The sequence below is a fragment of the Thiomicrorhabdus heinhorstiae genome (assembly GCF_013391765.2).
Lineage (GTDB): Bacteria > Pseudomonadota > Gammaproteobacteria > Thiomicrospirales > Thiomicrospiraceae > Thiomicrorhabdus > Thiomicrorhabdus heinhorstiae.
In genome coordinates, this window is record NZ_JACBGI020000028.1 from 1 (window position 1) to 15068 (window position 15068).

The 15068-nt window shown below is 48.9% G+C and carries 14 protein-coding genes; 1 reads left to right on the forward strand and 13 read right to left on the reverse strand.

Annotated elements, in window-relative coordinates; all coding sequences use genetic code 11:
• Positions 1 to 50 precede the first annotated feature (50 nt).
• The 12 genes from H8792_RS10675 to H8792_RS10730 all read right to left on the reverse strand — a co-directional run bounded on the left by H8792_RS10675 (position 51) and on the right by H8792_RS10730 (position 13640).
• Positions 51 to 3917, reverse strand: a complete 3867-nt coding sequence (locus tag H8792_RS10675; protein ID WP_185978951.1) for a DUF3683 domain-containing protein — start codon at positions 3915 to 3917, stop codon at positions 51 to 53.
• Between the two features lie 103 nt (positions 3918 to 4020).
• A complete protein-coding gene (gene der / locus H8792_RS10680) occupies positions 4021 to 5454 on the reverse strand; it encodes a ribosome biogenesis GTPase Der (protein ID WP_185978952.1) in 1434 nt (477 codons plus the stop codon).
• Entirely contained in the window at positions 5451 to 6671 is a 1221-nt protein-coding gene (gene bamB, locus H8792_RS10685) for an outer membrane protein assembly factor BamB (protein WP_185978953.1), read from the reverse strand. Before bamB ends, der begins: the two co-directional genes overlap by 4 nt.
• A 179-nt stretch (positions 6672 to 6850) precedes the next feature.
• A complete protein-coding gene (locus H8792_RS10690; RefSeq protein WP_185978954.1) occupies positions 6851 to 7489 on the reverse strand; it encodes a YfgM family protein in 639 nt (212 codons plus the stop codon).
• Positions 7490 to 7548: 59 nt separating this feature from the next.
• Positions 7549 to 8820, reverse strand: coding sequence for a histidine--tRNA ligase (gene hisS / locus H8792_RS10695; RefSeq protein WP_185978955.1), 1272 nt, complete (start codon positions 8818 to 8820; stop codon positions 7549 to 7551).
• A 72-nt stretch (positions 8821 to 8892) separates the two neighbouring features.
• The gene (locus H8792_RS10700) at positions 8893 to 9381 is read right to left on the reverse strand and encodes a helix-turn-helix domain-containing protein (RefSeq protein ID WP_185978956.1); all 489 of its coding nucleotides are present in this window, start codon (positions 9379 to 9381) and stop codon (positions 8893 to 8895) included.
• Between the two features lie 111 nt (positions 9382 to 9492).
• Positions 9493 to 10608 carry a 23S rRNA (adenine(2503)-C(2))-methyltransferase RlmN gene (gene rlmN / locus H8792_RS10705; protein WP_185978957.1) on the reverse strand — a complete coding sequence of 372 codons (1116 nt, stop codon included), beginning with the start codon at positions 10606 to 10608 and terminating at the stop codon, positions 9493 to 9495.
• Positions 10608 to 11030, reverse strand: a complete 423-nt coding sequence (gene ndk, locus H8792_RS10710) for a nucleoside-diphosphate kinase (RefSeq protein ID WP_324187612.1) — start codon at positions 11028 to 11030, stop codon at positions 10608 to 10610. The genes rlmN and ndk overlap by 1 nt, the downstream gene beginning before the upstream one ends.
• A 114-nt stretch (positions 11031 to 11144) precedes the next feature.
• On the reverse strand, positions 11145 to 11471 hold the full coding sequence (locus tag H8792_RS10715) for a HesB/IscA family protein (RefSeq protein WP_185978959.1): 327 nt from the start codon (positions 11469 to 11471) through the stop codon (positions 11145 to 11147).
• Between the two features lie 34 nt (positions 11472 to 11505).
• Positions 11506 to 11949, reverse strand: coding sequence for an Rrf2 family transcriptional regulator (locus H8792_RS10720; RefSeq protein ID WP_185978960.1), 444 nt, complete (start codon positions 11947 to 11949; stop codon positions 11506 to 11508).
• Between the two features lie 142 nt (positions 11950 to 12091).
• Positions 12092 to 12877 (reverse strand): serine O-acetyltransferase, encoded by a 786-nt coding sequence (cysE, locus tag H8792_RS10725; RefSeq protein WP_185978961.1) that lies wholly within the window; start codon positions 12875 to 12877, stop codon positions 12092 to 12094.
• The gene (locus H8792_RS10730) at positions 12870 to 13640 is read right to left on the reverse strand and encodes an RNA methyltransferase (RefSeq protein WP_185978962.1); all 771 of its coding nucleotides are present in this window, start codon (positions 13638 to 13640) and stop codon (positions 12870 to 12872) included. The genes cysE and H8792_RS10730 overlap by 8 nt, the downstream gene beginning before the upstream one ends.
• A 121-nt stretch (positions 13641 to 13761) precedes the next feature.
• Between H8792_RS10730 and H8792_RS10735 the strand changes: the two genes are divergently transcribed.
• Positions 13762 to 14565, forward strand: a complete 804-nt coding sequence (locus H8792_RS10735; RefSeq protein ID WP_185978963.1) for an inositol monophosphatase family protein — start codon at positions 13762 to 13764, stop codon at positions 14563 to 14565.
• 23 nt (positions 14566 to 14588) lie between these two features.
• Here H8792_RS10735 and rimI read toward each other — a convergent pair whose 3' ends face one another.
• Positions 14589 to 15065, reverse strand: coding sequence for a ribosomal protein S18-alanine N-acetyltransferase (rimI, locus tag H8792_RS10740; RefSeq protein WP_185978964.1), 477 nt, complete (start codon positions 15063 to 15065; stop codon positions 14589 to 14591).
• Positions 15066 to 15068: the final 3 nt, after the last annotated feature.

Consider the following 15068-nt stretch of genomic DNA (forward strand, 5'->3'; position numbering starts at 1 on the left):
GGTTCCAAATGGAACGGCGCCGTTTTTATTTGTCATCTAAAACCTGTAAATTACAGCAAGACTTTTTCCACCCCACCCTCTTTCAGACGTTTAGTGAACTGGTCTTTCCAGTCATCGCCCATACGCTGCTTGGCAAGTTCGACAACAATATAGTCGGTTTTCAAACCGGTTTCGTCTTCATAGCGGTTCAACCCTTGCTGACAGGCAGGACATGAAGTCAATACCTTGACGTTACCGTCTTTAGCCCGCTCTTCACCGGTCAAATCCTTGATCCCCTGCTTCAGCTCTATCGCCTTGCGGAAACGCAACTGAGTGGAAATATCCGGACGCGCCGTCGCCAAAGTACCGGCTTCGGAACAGCAGCGATCCGACAGATTAACTTCTTCCGTCTTCAAAAGATCCTTGGTGACTTTAGTACCATCCATAATCTTCATCGGATCATGACATGGAGCATGATATAGATATTTCACGCCGGAAGCATTCTCGACCGACATGCCTTTTTCCAGCAGATATTCGTGGATATCCATTAAACGGCAACCCGGGAAAATTTTGCCAAACTCATACTTCAACAGCTGATCCATACAAGTACCGCACGAAACGATAACTGTCTTGATATCCATATAGTTCAAGGTGTTGGCAACGCGGTGGAACAAAGCACGGTTTTCGGCGGTAATCTGCGCCCCTTTGTCCGCTTGTCCGGCTGCCGTCTGCGGATAACCACAGCATAGATAGCCGGGAGGAAGCACGGTTTGCGCACCGGATTCAGCCAGCATGGCGATGGTCGCCAGACCAATATCACTGAACAGGCGTTCGGAACCACAGCCAGGAAAATAGAAAACCGCATCCGAATCGTCGGAAACATATTCCGGGCGGCTGACAATCGGTATCATGTGACTCTCTTCCAAGCCCAGCAAAGCACGCATAGTCGGCTGGTTAGGCCCGGTATTCAACGGCTTGCGAACAAAGTTGATTACTTGCTGCTGAACCGGAGCAATCTTCGAAGTACGCGCCGGAATCTCAGCGGAAGAACTTTTGACCAGACCAAACGTTTTTGCCACCTTGTGTCCAAGCGTAATAAATACCGAACTCCAACCAATCATCGCCTTACGCAGGAAATTAACGCTTGACGGCTTTTTGGTATTCAGGAACCATAACGCCATTTTGGTAGTGATCGAGAAGCGTTTCTGTCCCATATTAGTCAGAATATTACGCATACGGATCGAAACGTCACCGAAATCGATATTCACCGGACACGGCGTCTCGCACTTGTGACAAGTGGTACAGTGATCGGCCACGTCATTCATGGCTTCAAAGTGCTGCAACGAGATGCCACGACGCGTCTGCTCTTCGTACAAGAAGGCTTCGATCACCTGACCGGTTGCCAGAATCTTGTTACGCGGTGAATACAGCAAGTTGGCACGCGGAATATGCGTTTGACAGACCGGCTTGCACTTGCCGCAGCGCAGACAGTCCTTAATGTCGTTATTCAACTCATCCAACTCACTGGCTTCAAGAATAATCGCTTCCTGCTGTACCAAGCTCAAAGATGGGGTATAGGCATTCTGCAGACCGGAGCCCGGCATCAATTTCCCACGGTTGAAATGACCTTGCGGATCAATGTCGTTTTTGTATTTGACGAAGGCTTCGATCTTCTCTTGTTCCAGATATTGAAACTTAGTCAAACCGATACCGTGCTCGCCGGAAATAACCCCTCCCAAACGGTGGGCGATTTCCATAATCCGGTCAACGACCTTATCCGCCAGCTGAACCATCTCATAGTTACCGGAATGCACCGGAATATTGGTGTGGATATTACCGTCACCGGCATGCATGTGCAGAGCGACAAACAAACGTGCGTTACGCAATTCGGCGTGGATTTGATCCAGACGCAGCAACATAGGCTCGAAATCATGCCCCATAAACTTATCGGTCAGGAAGTGTTTCACCTCTTTGCGATATGAGACTTTGATTTCGCGACGCAGGAACAGGTTCAGAATCGTATCGCCTTCCCGTAACAATGATTGGTCCAGTTCCGGTATCAAATCGAGATGCGTCTGTGCCGGTTCATCCAGATTCTCCAGCAGACTTGTCCAACGCTCTTCAACTTCCTGTAAACGCAGCAACGCACGTTCGACCTTACCTTTGAAGAAATTGGTCGGCCCTTGGACGTCTTCAAAATCGTCTTCTTGAGTAAATTCCGGAATATCGCCACGGAAATAGACTTGGAAAGCCGCCAGAATATCCAGTTTGTTGCGGATCGACATCTCGATATTAATCTTCTCGATCTCGCTGTTGTACTCGTTCAGACGTTCCAGCGGAATAACCACGTCTTCGTTAACCTTGAAGGCGTTGGTATGCGCAGAAATCGCCGCGGTACGCGAACGATCCAGCCAGAAACGCTTACGCGCTTCTTCACTGACGGCGATAAATCCTTCGGCGTCGCGCTTATTGGCCAATTCGACGATTTCGGTACAGGTCTTGGCAACTTCAAAACCGTTTTCACCGCAGATATCCGCCAACAGGATCATTTTCGGCAGTTCGTTGCGATCCGCTTTGGTGTTGTACTTAACCGCGCGGATATAGCGTTCGTCCAGATGCTCCAGACCGGCCAGCAAAATCCCTTCGGGTTTCTTCGCTTCGACATAATCGATGATTTCAACGATTGCCGGAACCGCCAAACTCAAGTCGGTACCGAAAAACTCCAGACACACCGTACGCGTATGACTCGGCATGCGATGCACGATAAACCGCGCAGAAGTGATCAGACCGTCACAGCCCTCTTTCTGAATTCCCGGCAAACCGCTTAGGAATTTATCGGTTACATCCTTACCTAAACCGGCCTGACGGAATGACGACCCGGGAATTTTCAAACGTTCGCTTTTGCCGATCTGGGTTTTACCATCCTTCTCGTAGCGACGAATGTCAAATATGACCGTCTGCTGATCCTGCAACTTTCCGAGGTTGTGGTTGACGCGTTCGACTTCCAGCCATTTCGCATCCGGGGTCACCATTTTCCACGATGCCAGATTATCCAGAGTTGTCCCCCACAAAACCGCCTTTTTACCGCCGGCATTCATCGAGATATTACCACCGATGGTGGAAGCATCCTGTGAAGTCGGGTCAACTGCAAAGGTATAACCAAAAGCCTCGGCACGCTCGGAAACTCGACGAGTCACAACGCCGGCACCGGTACGAATGGTCGGCACCTTACCGATCATCGGCAATTCAGTGTGCTCGACCAAACTCATGAATTCCAGTTTTTCGGTATTGATTACTGCCGTATGCTGATGCAGTGGAATCGCACCACCAGTGTAACCGGTCCCGCCCCCACGAGGAATAATCGTCAAACCTAAGTCGATACAGGCTTGGACCATTTCGACGGTTTCTTCCTCGGTATCCGGGTGAAGAACCACCAACGGCAGCTCGACACGCCAGTCGGTGGCATCGGTTGCATGGGAAACTCGCGCCAAACCGCTGAAATCGACATTGTCGTCACGGGTGATTTTTTTGAAACGTCGGCTGACTTTTCCGCGCAGTTTGACCTGTTCAGGGAACCATTCGGCAAATTCATCTACCGCCTTACGAACCGCGTTCAGAAGTTTTTCGGCTTCTTCATTACCGTTCAAACGCCCTTGAACGGCTTTCAGACGGTGATAAAGCGCATCAACCAGCGCAGAACGACGTTTCGGATTTTCAATCAGATCGTTCTGAATGTACGGATTACGGCTGATAACCCACATGTCACCTAGGACTTCAAACAGCATGCGCGCCGAGCGACCGGTATTACGGCATTCGCGCAGAGACTCGATGGTCTGCCAACACGACCCACCCAAAAATCTCAACACGATCTCTTTATCGGAAAAAGAGGTGTAGTTATAGGGGATCTCACGAATACGTTTGGTCGGGTTTGGACTCATGGTATTGTTTAAACTCTCTTGAAGTTATCAAATATAAACGAATAGGGTGATCTTCTTAAAATGCCTTTATCCTGAACACTTCAAAGAAGATCGGATTCGGCCTTTACTGACGACGTTTAGGCTGTTTTTTCTTTTTTGTTTTTTTCATTGCCGAAAAAGCGGACTCGTCTTTTTTGGTTGTCGAACGCGTTTTCTGTTTGTTTTTCCGTCCTTCGAACGGGTTTTCCGAGGCTTTGAACTCAACACTTACCGGCGTCCCTACCCACTTGAAGGCCTTGCGGAAAACGTTGATCAAATATTTGGTATACGCCTGCGGCAGCTTATCAACCTGGTTACCGTGAATAATCACTCGCGGCGGATTCAAGCCACCCAAATGCGCATAGCGCAACTTGACACGGCGACCGGCGATCAATGGCGGCTGATGTTCCAATACCGCCTGTTCCAACACTCGGTTAAGATCCGAAGTGCTGACGCGCTTAAAGGCCGCGCTATGCACCGCCTGAATCGTCTTGAACAGATCGCCGACCCCGGTTCCGTGCAAAGCGGAAATCAGGTGCTGTTTGGCATAATCGGCAAATTGCAGTCGGTAACTCAATTCGTTCTTGACCCACTGGCGCTGGTCGGAACTCAGGTTATCCCATTTATTCACCGCCAAAACCAAACCGCGACCGGATTCAATCGCCAAGCCCAACAGAGTCAGATCCTGATCGGTCAGACCTTCTGAACCGTCAATGAGCAAAATTACGACATGCGACTCTTCCATCGCCTCGATCGCTTTTACGATACTGAATTTTTCGATCTTTTCTTTGATATTTTTACGACGGCGCACCCCGGCAGTATCGATTAAAGTATACTCCTGCTCGCCGCGTTTAAAAGGTACAAAAATACTGTCGCGCGTCGTACCCGGCATATCGAAAGCAACCACGCGCTCTTCGCCGATCATGCGGTTGATCAAAGTCGACTTGCCGACGTTCGGACGTCCAATAACCGCCACGCGAATTCCCGGGTGTTCATCGGCGTCGAACTCGTCCTGTTCCTCTTTTTCCGACAGCTCGGAAAGCACCTTATCCACCGCATAGGCAACATTATCACCATGCGCCGAAGAGATTGCGATCGGATCGCCCAGGCCAAGCTGGAAAAACTCCGAATTCGCCAAAGCGTGATCGTAACCTTCCGCCTTATTGACCAATACCTGAACCGGTTTGTCGAATAATCGGATATAGTTGGCAATCACCTCATCCGCTGGAATCAAGCCCTGGCGGCCATCGACCAGAAACAGAATCGCATCGGCTTCTTCCAGAGCCACGCGCACCTGACCGGCCATTAACGGATCAACACCTTCGATTTCACCGCTCAGACCACCGGTATCCACCACAATATAAGGAATGGAACCGACACGCCCGGTACCGTATTGACGGTCTCGGGTTAATCCCGGGTAGTCGGCGACAATCGCATCGCGGCTACGCGTCAAACGGTTGAACAGCGTAGACTTACCGACATTCGGTCTCCCGACTAAGGCAATAACGGGTTTACTCATTCAGCATCCGCCTTCTTATCATCTCCGGCCAATTCAGCACGGAACAGACTCAAATTCGAAGGTACAACATTATAACTGGTCACCAAACCGTCACCGTCCAAAACGTACAGGCGTTTTCCTTCGACCATCACTTTCAGAATGCGATCACCTTCGCCGTATTCATTACTATGTTTGGCACGTGCGTATTCGATCCCTTGCAGTTTATTCACCCAGTGCAAATAACCCCAACCATCGGAAAGCAGCAGTTGATCGCCGTACAAATGCAGGTCACCCACCAGACGCTGTTTAAACGCGGCCTGCTTCCATAAAGGCGCACCGGTCATCAGATCGAAAGCCTGCAACACACCCTCTTCGTCGACGGCATACAACGCCTTATCATCCGCGACAAAATCGCGATATCCGGAAAGGTTTTTTACAAAGTAGAAATCCCCGTTCAGCGGATTAATCGACGCCAACTTACCGTGAAAACCAAGTGCATACAGACGGTTGTCCTTCATCACCAGATTCGCCTGAATATCGACTATACGCTCCAAATCGGTACGCCCTTTCGGCGAGGCAATACGGGTTTCCCACAACAATTCCCCGGTAATCGCCGATAACGCCTGAACCACACCGGATTCCCAAGCGACAAACACATAATCTTCTACAACCAGAACATCCGGAGAACCGCGTAAAGACAATTTCGGAACCTGGTTTTCGTTGGCCCAGACAACCGAACCGTCTTTAAGATTCAAGGCATACAATTTACCGTCTACGGTACGCGTATAAATCTTGTCTCCGGAAACCGTCGGACGGCTGATCACTTCGCTGGATAATTGAGTCTGCCACAGCAAACCGCCATTCTCTTTGGACAACGCTTTCAGCATTCCCTTGGAAGTTCCGATCAATAACTCGTCGCCAGACAACGTCGGCCCGGAAACGACGTGCTCGTCAAAGCGAGCCTGCCACTCGACCTGATCCGTCCAGCGACTGCGGTTTTCCTTGTGAAGAGCGACGACATAACCTTCGCTGTTCGCGATATAAACCGCCTGATCGTCTTCGGAAAATGCCAGACCGCGAGCATCCAGATTCGGTAAAGACGACAGAGAAACTTCCCAGTTTTTATGCAGAGAATAAGGTGATTCCAGAGGAACCAACGGCGTTGGCTCTGGTATATTTGCGTTCGACGAACAACCGCCCAATAACACGGCGGAGAGTAACAGCAAGCGAATTTTCATGAAATATCAGGTTCCTTATTTCTCTTAATCCCGTTACTGAAACCTCAAGAATAACGGGGGGTTCAAATTCTAATTTTCTGCGGCCCGACAACTAAAACGCCCCACCGTTAAAAGGTGAGGCTTTTTTAATCTACGCCAGATTTTAGCCTATCGGCCAGAGCGGTTACTTAAGTACGTATTTAACTTAAGTCATCCAATTGAATCTGCGCCAGACCGCGTAAATTCTGCTCCGAACCGGAGTTGTCCAAAACCGCTTGGAAAGCGCTACGCGCTTCCTCTTTCTGGTCCAGCTTCAGGGCGTACAACCCCTTGACATAAGCCAAGTAAGCCGACTCTTGCGTAGTCAACTTCTCGGCTTGCAGAGCCTGCACCAAAGCATTTGCCTGATCGTTTTTACCTTGATCGATAGAAACTCTTAACAGACGCAATTGGGCAACGCGACGGATTTCGGCATCTTTAGCTTGATCAATGACCCACTGTAACTGAGACTCGGCAGTGTCCATATCGCCTTTTTCAAAGCTGAATTTGGCGTGCAACAAAGCAGCCCCCCAAGCATAAGGGCTATCGGGCTGCTCCTGCTCCAATTTCAAAGCTTCGCGGGAAACTTCGCCGAACTTGCCCTGGTCATTACTTAACTGCAGCATTTCATACACAGAAGATGCATTGGCGGCATTTACATACTGGCTGTTCTGCCAGTAACGCCAACCCGCTACCGCAACGGCAACAACCAGCACCGAAGTGATAATACTGTTACCGTTTTTCTTCCACCAGGACTTGATGGCATCAATCTGTTCGTCTTCCGTTTCGTAACGGCTCATTGCATCATCCCCTATCTTCTTTAGAGTATTGAAATCTTAATGTTGTTAAATTACGTCGTTCAGGCAAACAACTGTGCAAGTTTATCGCAGAGCTGATCCCAATCGACGGTTTGCTGTTCTTCGTCCAGGCGCAATGGCTTAAGGGCCACTTTATGCTCTTGCACTTCCTGCTCGCCTAGAACAATCGCATAAGAAGCTCCGGACTTATCCGCTTTCTTAAACTGGCTCTTAAAGCTTCCGCCACCCATGTTCATTTGAATTTTCAAATCCGGCAAAGCATCACGAATCATTTCCGAAATCACCATACCCGGACGTTCGGTTCCTTCGCCCACCAGAACCATATAAATATCCGGTTGGGCTTGAGGTGGAACTTTATCATGGTCCATCAGCAATGCTGCCAGACGCTCGATTCCCATTGCAAAACCGACTGCCGGAGTCGATTTACCGCCAATCTGTTCAACCAGACCATCGTAACGCCCGCCGGCACAGACCGTCCCTTGCGCACCCAATTCGGAGGTAACCCATTCGAAAACGGTACGATTGTAGTAATCCAAGCCGCGAACCAGATTAGGATTCACGACATAGTCGATTCCCAAATCGTCCAGATGCGCTTTTAGTTTTTCGAAATGCTCGACCGATTCGTCGTCCAGATGATCGATCAATTTAGGCGCATCGGCCACGATCTCTGCCATATCCGGATTTTTGCTGTCCAAGACTCGCAAAGGATTGGTTTCCAGGCGGCGTAAACTATCTTCGTCCAGCTTTTCTTTATGCCCGGTCAGATACTCGACCAGAATTTCACGATACTCGGCACGGGCCTGTTGATTACCCAGAGAGTTTAATTGCAGCTCAAGGTTTTCCAAACCAAGACGTTCCCACAAGCGGGCCGACAATACAATCAATTCCGCATCGATATCCGGCCCTTGCAAACCAAAGACTTCAACACCGAATTGGTGAAACTGACGGTAGCGCCCCTTCTGCGGGCGCTCATACCGGAACATCGGCCCGGTATAGTAAAGTTTCTGAATCTGATTGTGCGTTAGGCCGTTCTGAATAACGGCACGAACACAACCCGCCGTACCTTCAGGACGTAAAGTCAGACTGTCACCGTTGCGATCTTCAAAGGTGTACATCTCTTTTTCCACGATATCGGTTACTTCTCCGATGGAGCGTGAAAATAGCTGGGTTTTTTCAACAATCGGCAAACGAATCGAGCGATAGCCGTACTGTTTTAAAGTTTCTTCCGCAGTGGAAATCAAAAAATCAAACGCATCCGCATCGGCAGCAAAAATATCATTCATGCCTCGGATGGCCGAAATTTGTTTTGTCATGGTTATTAAAAACTCTTTATCTTTATTATTTTTCATCCGGTTACAGGCTTCATCAACCGGATAAACGAGGAACTATTCAACCGGTGTTGGCGTCAAGACCGGTGCTTCTTGCTGACTATTGTTCGGCAACTGAATCGTGTCCGCGGAATTCGAGCCGGACTGTTTTGTCGGCCACACCAGCCACACCAGAAAGCCCAACATGGCCACGATGGAAATCGCCACTAAAAACTTCACGAACGATTCACTTACCAGCGGCTTCTGCGTTGAATAGCGATAACGATCAACCGAGTGCAAATCACTGCTGACATTGTCGTTATTGGCGAAGTAATGTTCGAATTGAGCATCGTCCAAACCAAGAAGCTTGGCATAGTTACGCACATAGCCGCGCTCGAAAGGCGATAAATTGGTTGGATCGAAAGAATCGCTTTCCATTTTTTCGATACGTTCGATCGACAGATTTAACTGGGCAGATACCGCGTCCAAACTTAAACTCTGTTCTTCACGCGCTTTTAACAGCAAATCCCCCAAAGGAGGCTGAGCTTGAATCGTTTTTTCAGTCATTATCGCTAACCAATTTTAAATTTAAACTAAACAGCTTATTTTCTCACTTTCATCAGGCATCAACCATGAAGAAAGCCTTCTTTTTTATGCCTGCAATCGACAAACATCGATTTAATTCGAAAACTCGACCCGATGCAAGGTTCTTTTCGTTCTATCCGTCACTTTCCCGGCCAGCTGACCGCAGGCGGCATCGATATCGTCACCACGGGTTTTGCGCACGGTCACGTTCAATCCTGCCTGTTCCAGCACTTCTCTGAAACGATGGATGGCATTATTGGATGAACGGCGATATTCAGTATTCGGAAACGGATTGAACGGAATCAAATTTACCTTACAGGCCAAACCTTTAAGTAACTCCGCCAACTGCTGTGCATGTTCCAGGCGGTCATTGACTTTATCCAGCATGACATACTCAACCGTCACGTGTTTTTTACTGTGACCGCCTTCAACGAAACGATGCAGGCTAGGCATTAACACTTCAAGCGGGTATTTCTGGTTGATCGGCACCAGAATATCCCGCAGAGGATTATTCGGCGCATGCAGTGAAATCGCCAGACTGACGTCTACCTCTTCCTTGATCATATCGATCGCAGGAACCACACCGGCAGTACTGATCGTCACACGGCGTTTGGATAAACCGTAAGCAAAATCATCCATAAGAATACGCGCTGCCGGAAAGACATGCTTGACATTCAACAGCGGCTCGCCCATTCCCATAAATACAACATTGGAAATGCGGCGCTCTTCCTTAGGCTTGCAACCTAGAGCTTTGTTCGCTACCCACATCTGGGCGATGATTTCCCAGTTCTCCAAGTTACGGTTGAATCCCTGCTGCCCTGTGGAGCAGAAACGACATTCCAAAGCGCATCCCACCTGAGAGGAGATACACAAGGTTCCACGATTGGCTTCGGGAATGAAAACGGTTTCGACCGAATTATGGTTATCGACTTCCAGCAACCATTTAATGGTACCGTCTTCGGAATACTGCTCAGCAACGATCTTGGGAGTTCGGATCTGCGCAACCGCTTTCAGCTTATCGCGCAGCGATTTGCTCAAATTGGTCATTTCATCGAAATCGCTAATACCAAACTGATGAATCCACTTCATCACCTGGCCGGCTCGGAACGGTTTTTCACCGATATCGGCAAAAAAGGCTTCCATCGCTTGGCGATCCATTCCCAGCAGATCGACCTTTTCCTTAGACGCTGATAATTCTATTGCGGTCATTAATCGCGCTCACACAACTCTTCCGGAGCGAAAAAATAGGCGATTTCACGCTCGGCACTGGCAACCGAATCAGAACCGTGAACGCTGTTTTCACGAACCGATAGAGCAAAATCCGCACGAATGGTTCCCTCTTCCGCTTTCGCAGGATCGGTCACACCCATTACTCGGCGGTTAACGGTAATCGCATCTTCACCCTGCAACACTTGAACAATCACCGGTGCGGAGATCATGTACTCAATCAAAGGCTCGTAAAAATCGCGCCCTTTATGCTCGGCATAAAAACCTTCGGCTTGCTCTCTGTCCAGACGAATCATTTTAGAAGCAACCACTGACAATCCATTGCTTTCCAAACGTTGTAAAATCGATCCGATCAGGTTTCTTGTGACCGCATCGGGTTTAATAATTGAGAAGGTCCGTTCCACTTCATTATTCCCCATAAAAAACTGTGGGGTTATTTTAACAACTATTCACTGCAGCTGCAGAAAAACAAAACCCCGGCATCGGCCGGGGCAGTTTCAGATTATTCAGGCCGAAATTTATACGGTAAAAGATTCGCCGCAACCGCAACTGTCTTTAACATTCGGATTATTGAATTCGAAACCTTCATTCAGCAAACTCTCTTGAACATAGTCGATTTCCATACCGTCGATATTCAGCAGACTTTTTGCATCGACCACCACTTGAGTACCGAAGCTTTCAAAAACTTCGTCATTACCGGTTATCTCATCGGCATAGTCAACGACATAAGCAAAGCCCGCACAACCGCTGACTTTTGTCGACACACGCAGACCCAATCCGTGGCCGCGCTTATCAATCATTTTTTTAACTCTGTCGGATGCCGCTTGCGTTAAGGTTACCGCCATAATTTTCCCCTTTTACTTTGCAAACCGCGCTTTATCAACTAAAGCGTATCTCTTTTAGCTGAGCGTTTTGCTGATTATGTTTTTTATCAATAATGGTTTGCAGTGTAATGCCTTTTAAGAAGCTGTCAATATTCTCACTCAGCTCGCTCCACAACTCGTGTGACAAACACTCTTCCCCACCATGGCAATTCTGTTTTCCGGCACATTTTCGTGCGTCCACAGACTCGTCCACTGCGCGAATAATATCGCTGACGGAAATATCCGCCGCCTCTTTGCTGAGGCGATACCCGCCGCCAGGACCGCGCGCACTGGAAACCAGATCCGCTTTTTTCAACTTTGCGAACAACTGCTCCAAATAGGATAGAGAGATTCCCTGACGATCCGAAATCAATGATAAAGTGATCGCCCCCTTCTCCTGATTCAAAGCGATATCAATCATAGCTGTGACCGCATAGCGTCCCTTCGACGTTAATTTCATATTCTCTCTTTTCCAGCGGATTTAATAACATTTGCCGCAAAATTTTATAATAACCAAGTAAATAACTCAACTATTAATTACCATCTTAAATCCGTGGTTATTTACCACCATGCAAAACTCTTTAAGCCCGCAATAAAAACCCTTAATTCTTGTTCTTCAAATGCGCAGCTTGCTGCGGATCATCCGGTTCCAAAACCGCATCGTCCAGATCCGGCAGACGAATATCGACCGCTTCCCCCCCCACTTTCTCAAGGGCCGCTGCCAAACGCTCGAGCTTTTCATCCTGAACCTGAATATGATCCAGCAAACTATAAATCGCTTTTTCCACAGGGTCGGTCATATCCTGGCTGACACCGTAAGCATCAAAACCGATCTTCTCAGCCATCTTGGCGCGACGTTTTTCTCGTTCGTCATTTTTCGGAGTCACGACACGCCCGGGAATTCCGACCACAGTTTTATCCGCCTCTACCGCCTTGACTACCACAGCGTTTGAACCGATGCGCACATTGTCACCAATCTCGATCGGCCCCAAGACTTTCGCTCCGGCGCCGACAACCACACCATTACCCAAAGTCGGGTGTCGCTTGCCTTTCTGCCAGGAAGTGCCGCCCAACGTCACACCATGATACAAGGTACAGTCGTTACCGATTTCCGCCGTTTCACCGATCACGACACCCATACCATGATCGATAAAAAAGCGCTCTCCGATCTTGGCAGCCGGATGAATCTCAATTCCGGTAAACCAACGTGCAAAAGTGGAAATCCAACGCGACAGCCACTTCAACTTCCAACCCCATAAACGATGCGCCAGACGATAGAACAACAAGGCGTGCAATCCCGGATAAGTTGTTAGCACCTCAAATGTATTACGCGCAGCCGGATCGCGGTCAAACACGCAATTAATGTCCGATCTTAGTCGCTCAAACACGCTCATCTCCTTGAGAACCTATGGCCTTTCTCTGGGCCGCAGTTAAAATTCCACGCAGGATATCAATCTCTTTGACATCCAATTGCGAACGATTAAAAAGGCGTCGCATCCGTCGCATAAAACGCGCGTTCTTCGCCGGGTCTAGAAACTCGATATCCTGTAATGCCTGATACAGGTGATCGTAAAACCCTTCCAGCTGCTCGGTGGTCGCCAGCTTGTGTCGATACCCTTTTCGATGCACCGACTCGATTTGCGTCGCCATCAGGCATTCGTAGGCAAACACCTGCACCGCCGCACCGAGATTTAAAGAACTGTAGGTCGGATTGGTCGGAATGTGTGCCAGATAGTGACACAAATCCATTTCCTCATTACTCAAACCGGAATCCTCGCGACCGAAAACCAAAGCCACTTCCGTCGTTTCCGCCGTCTTAAGAGCCAAATCGGCCGTCTCGCGAACATCCAATTGCGGCCAGGACACTTTTCGCAGACGGGCGCTGGCACCAACCACCAGCCCGGTTCCTTTGATCGCCTCCGGCAAGTTCTCGGCCACTTGAGCGTTATTCAGGATATCCGCAGCACTTGAAGCTCGCGTGGAAGCTTCCTGAGACGGAAAATCGCAGCGAGGCTTGACCAATACCAGTTGGCTCAAGCCCATATTTTTCATGGCCCGCGCGACGCTGCCGATATTTCCGGGATGAGAGGTTCCTATCAGCACAATGCGAATATTCGCCAAGAGAGGGTTTTGAGTGTAATCTTCTATCATCTGCGTTATGCCCGCACACCTTTTCCGTTATAATTTCGTTCGTTTTTTTATCTGAGCGAAATATTTTACCCGCTCACCAACGGATTCGCACCCAAGTCACCAAAATTTAAAAGGTTTCAGCATGCACCCTCTAGTTAATATCGCCACTCAAGCCGCTCTGGAAGCCGGTGAAATCATCCGTCATTACCAGGAACATATTGATCAGCTAGACATCGAGTCTAAAGGCAAAAACGATTATGTCAGCCAGGTGGATAAACAGGCAGAAAACGCCATTATCCAGACTATTCGTAAATATCATCCGAATCACGCCATTCTTGCCGAAGAAAGTGGACGCCAGGGCAAAGAGAATCAAGGGGTCGAGTGGATCATCGACCCGCTGGACGGTACCACTAACTTCCTGCATCAGTTTCCGCAATTCAGCATTTCCATCGCCGTAAGGGAAAAAGGAAAATTGCAGCATGCCGTCATTTATGATCCGATGCGTGACGAAATGTTTACTGCCAGCCGAGGCCAGGGTGCTTTTTTGAATAACCGCCGAATTCGAGTCAGCGAACAGAAAGATCTGGATGATTCCTTGCTGGCAACCGGCTTCCCGTATCATGATTTCAGTTATATTGACAGCTACCTTGCCAGCTTCAAAAGTTTTATGCAACAAACTGCAGGAATTCGTCGCGCGGGATCGGCGGCTCTGGATCTGGCTTATGTAGCTTGCGGCCGAGTGGATGGTTTCTGGGAGTTCAACCTAAAACCTTGGGACATCGCTGCAGGAGTCTTGCTGATCAAGGAAGCAGGTGGACTGGCTACCGACTTCAACGGCGGAGAGAATTTTCTGGACAGCGGCAATATTATGGCGGCCAATCCGAAGCTCTATAAACAGATGGCCAAAGTGATTGGTCAGACGGTTCCTGCAGAGCACAGAGCCTGATTACACGACACTCAAACAAAGGATTAAGAGAGAGGCCGTGACATCAGGATCGCGTCCTCTTTTCCTTCGACTAAAGACTGCGTCTCTTCATCCCACTGACGGCAACGGTAATAGTCCTTGCGCACGCCATCTTCATTAAAGTCACTGCCTAAATACAGGCGTCGACCGGCTGAGTTCGAGTCGCGCACTTCCAGAAACACGATTCGGAACTCGCCCTCGGACAACCGCTCCAGCAAAACTTCAAGCGCTTTTTTACCAACACCTTTCCCCTGAAAAGCAGGCGCGATACAAAAATTCAGCAGCTCCACTTCGTCCAGAACGGTCAAACAACAGGCATACCCGATAATCTCGTCATTATCGCGACAAAACACATAGTTCAAACCACGATCAAGGCTGTTTTCGAATCCGCGCACGCTCCAGGGAAAATCGTAGCAGCGCTGCTCGATCGCCAAAACGGGTTCAAGATCGGATTGATCCATATTGCGCATATAAGAGAACAAGCA

Bases quoted from the DNA above. Each gene is read 5' to 3' on its own strand.
- H8792_RS10715 (WP_185978959.1), bottom strand. From the start codon at position 11,471: ATGGCGGTAACCTTAACGCAAGCGGCATCCGACAGAGTTAAAAAAATG.
- H8792_RS10675 (WP_185978951.1), bottom strand. From the start codon at position 3,917: ATGAGTCCAAACCCGACCAAACGTATTCGTGAGATCCCCTATAACTAC.
- H8792_RS10730 (WP_185978962.1), bottom strand. From the start codon at position 13,640: ATGATAGAAGATTACACTCAAAACCCTCTCTTGGCGAATATTCGCATT.
- H8792_RS10735 (WP_185978963.1), top strand. From the start codon at position 13,762: ATGCACCCTCTAGTTAATATCGCCACTCAAGCCGCTCTGGAAGCCGGT.
- H8792_RS10720 (WP_185978960.1), bottom strand. From the start codon at position 11,949: ATGAAATTAACGTCGAAGGGACGCTATGCGGTCACAGCTATGATTGAT.
- H8792_RS10700 (WP_185978956.1), bottom strand. From the start codon at position 9,381: ATGACTGAAAAAACGATTCAAGCTCAGCCTCCTTTGGGGGATTTGCTG.
- hisS (WP_185978955.1), bottom strand. From the start codon at position 8,820: ATGACAAAACAAATTTCGGCCATCCGAGGCATGAATGATATTTTTGCT.
- rlmN (WP_185978957.1), bottom strand. From the start codon at position 10,608: ATGACCGCAATAGAATTATCAGCGTCTAAGGAAAAGGTCGATCTGCTG.
- bamB (WP_185978953.1), bottom strand. From the start codon at position 6,671: ATGAAAATTCGCTTGCTGTTACTCTCCGCCGTGTTATTGGGCGGTTGT.
- der (WP_185978952.1), bottom strand. From the start codon at position 5,454: ATGAGTAAACCCGTTATTGCCTTAGTCGGGAGACCGAATGTCGGTAAG.
- H8792_RS10690 (WP_185978954.1), bottom strand. From the start codon at position 7,489: ATGAGCCGTTACGAAACGGAAGACGAACAGATTGATGCCATCAAGTCC.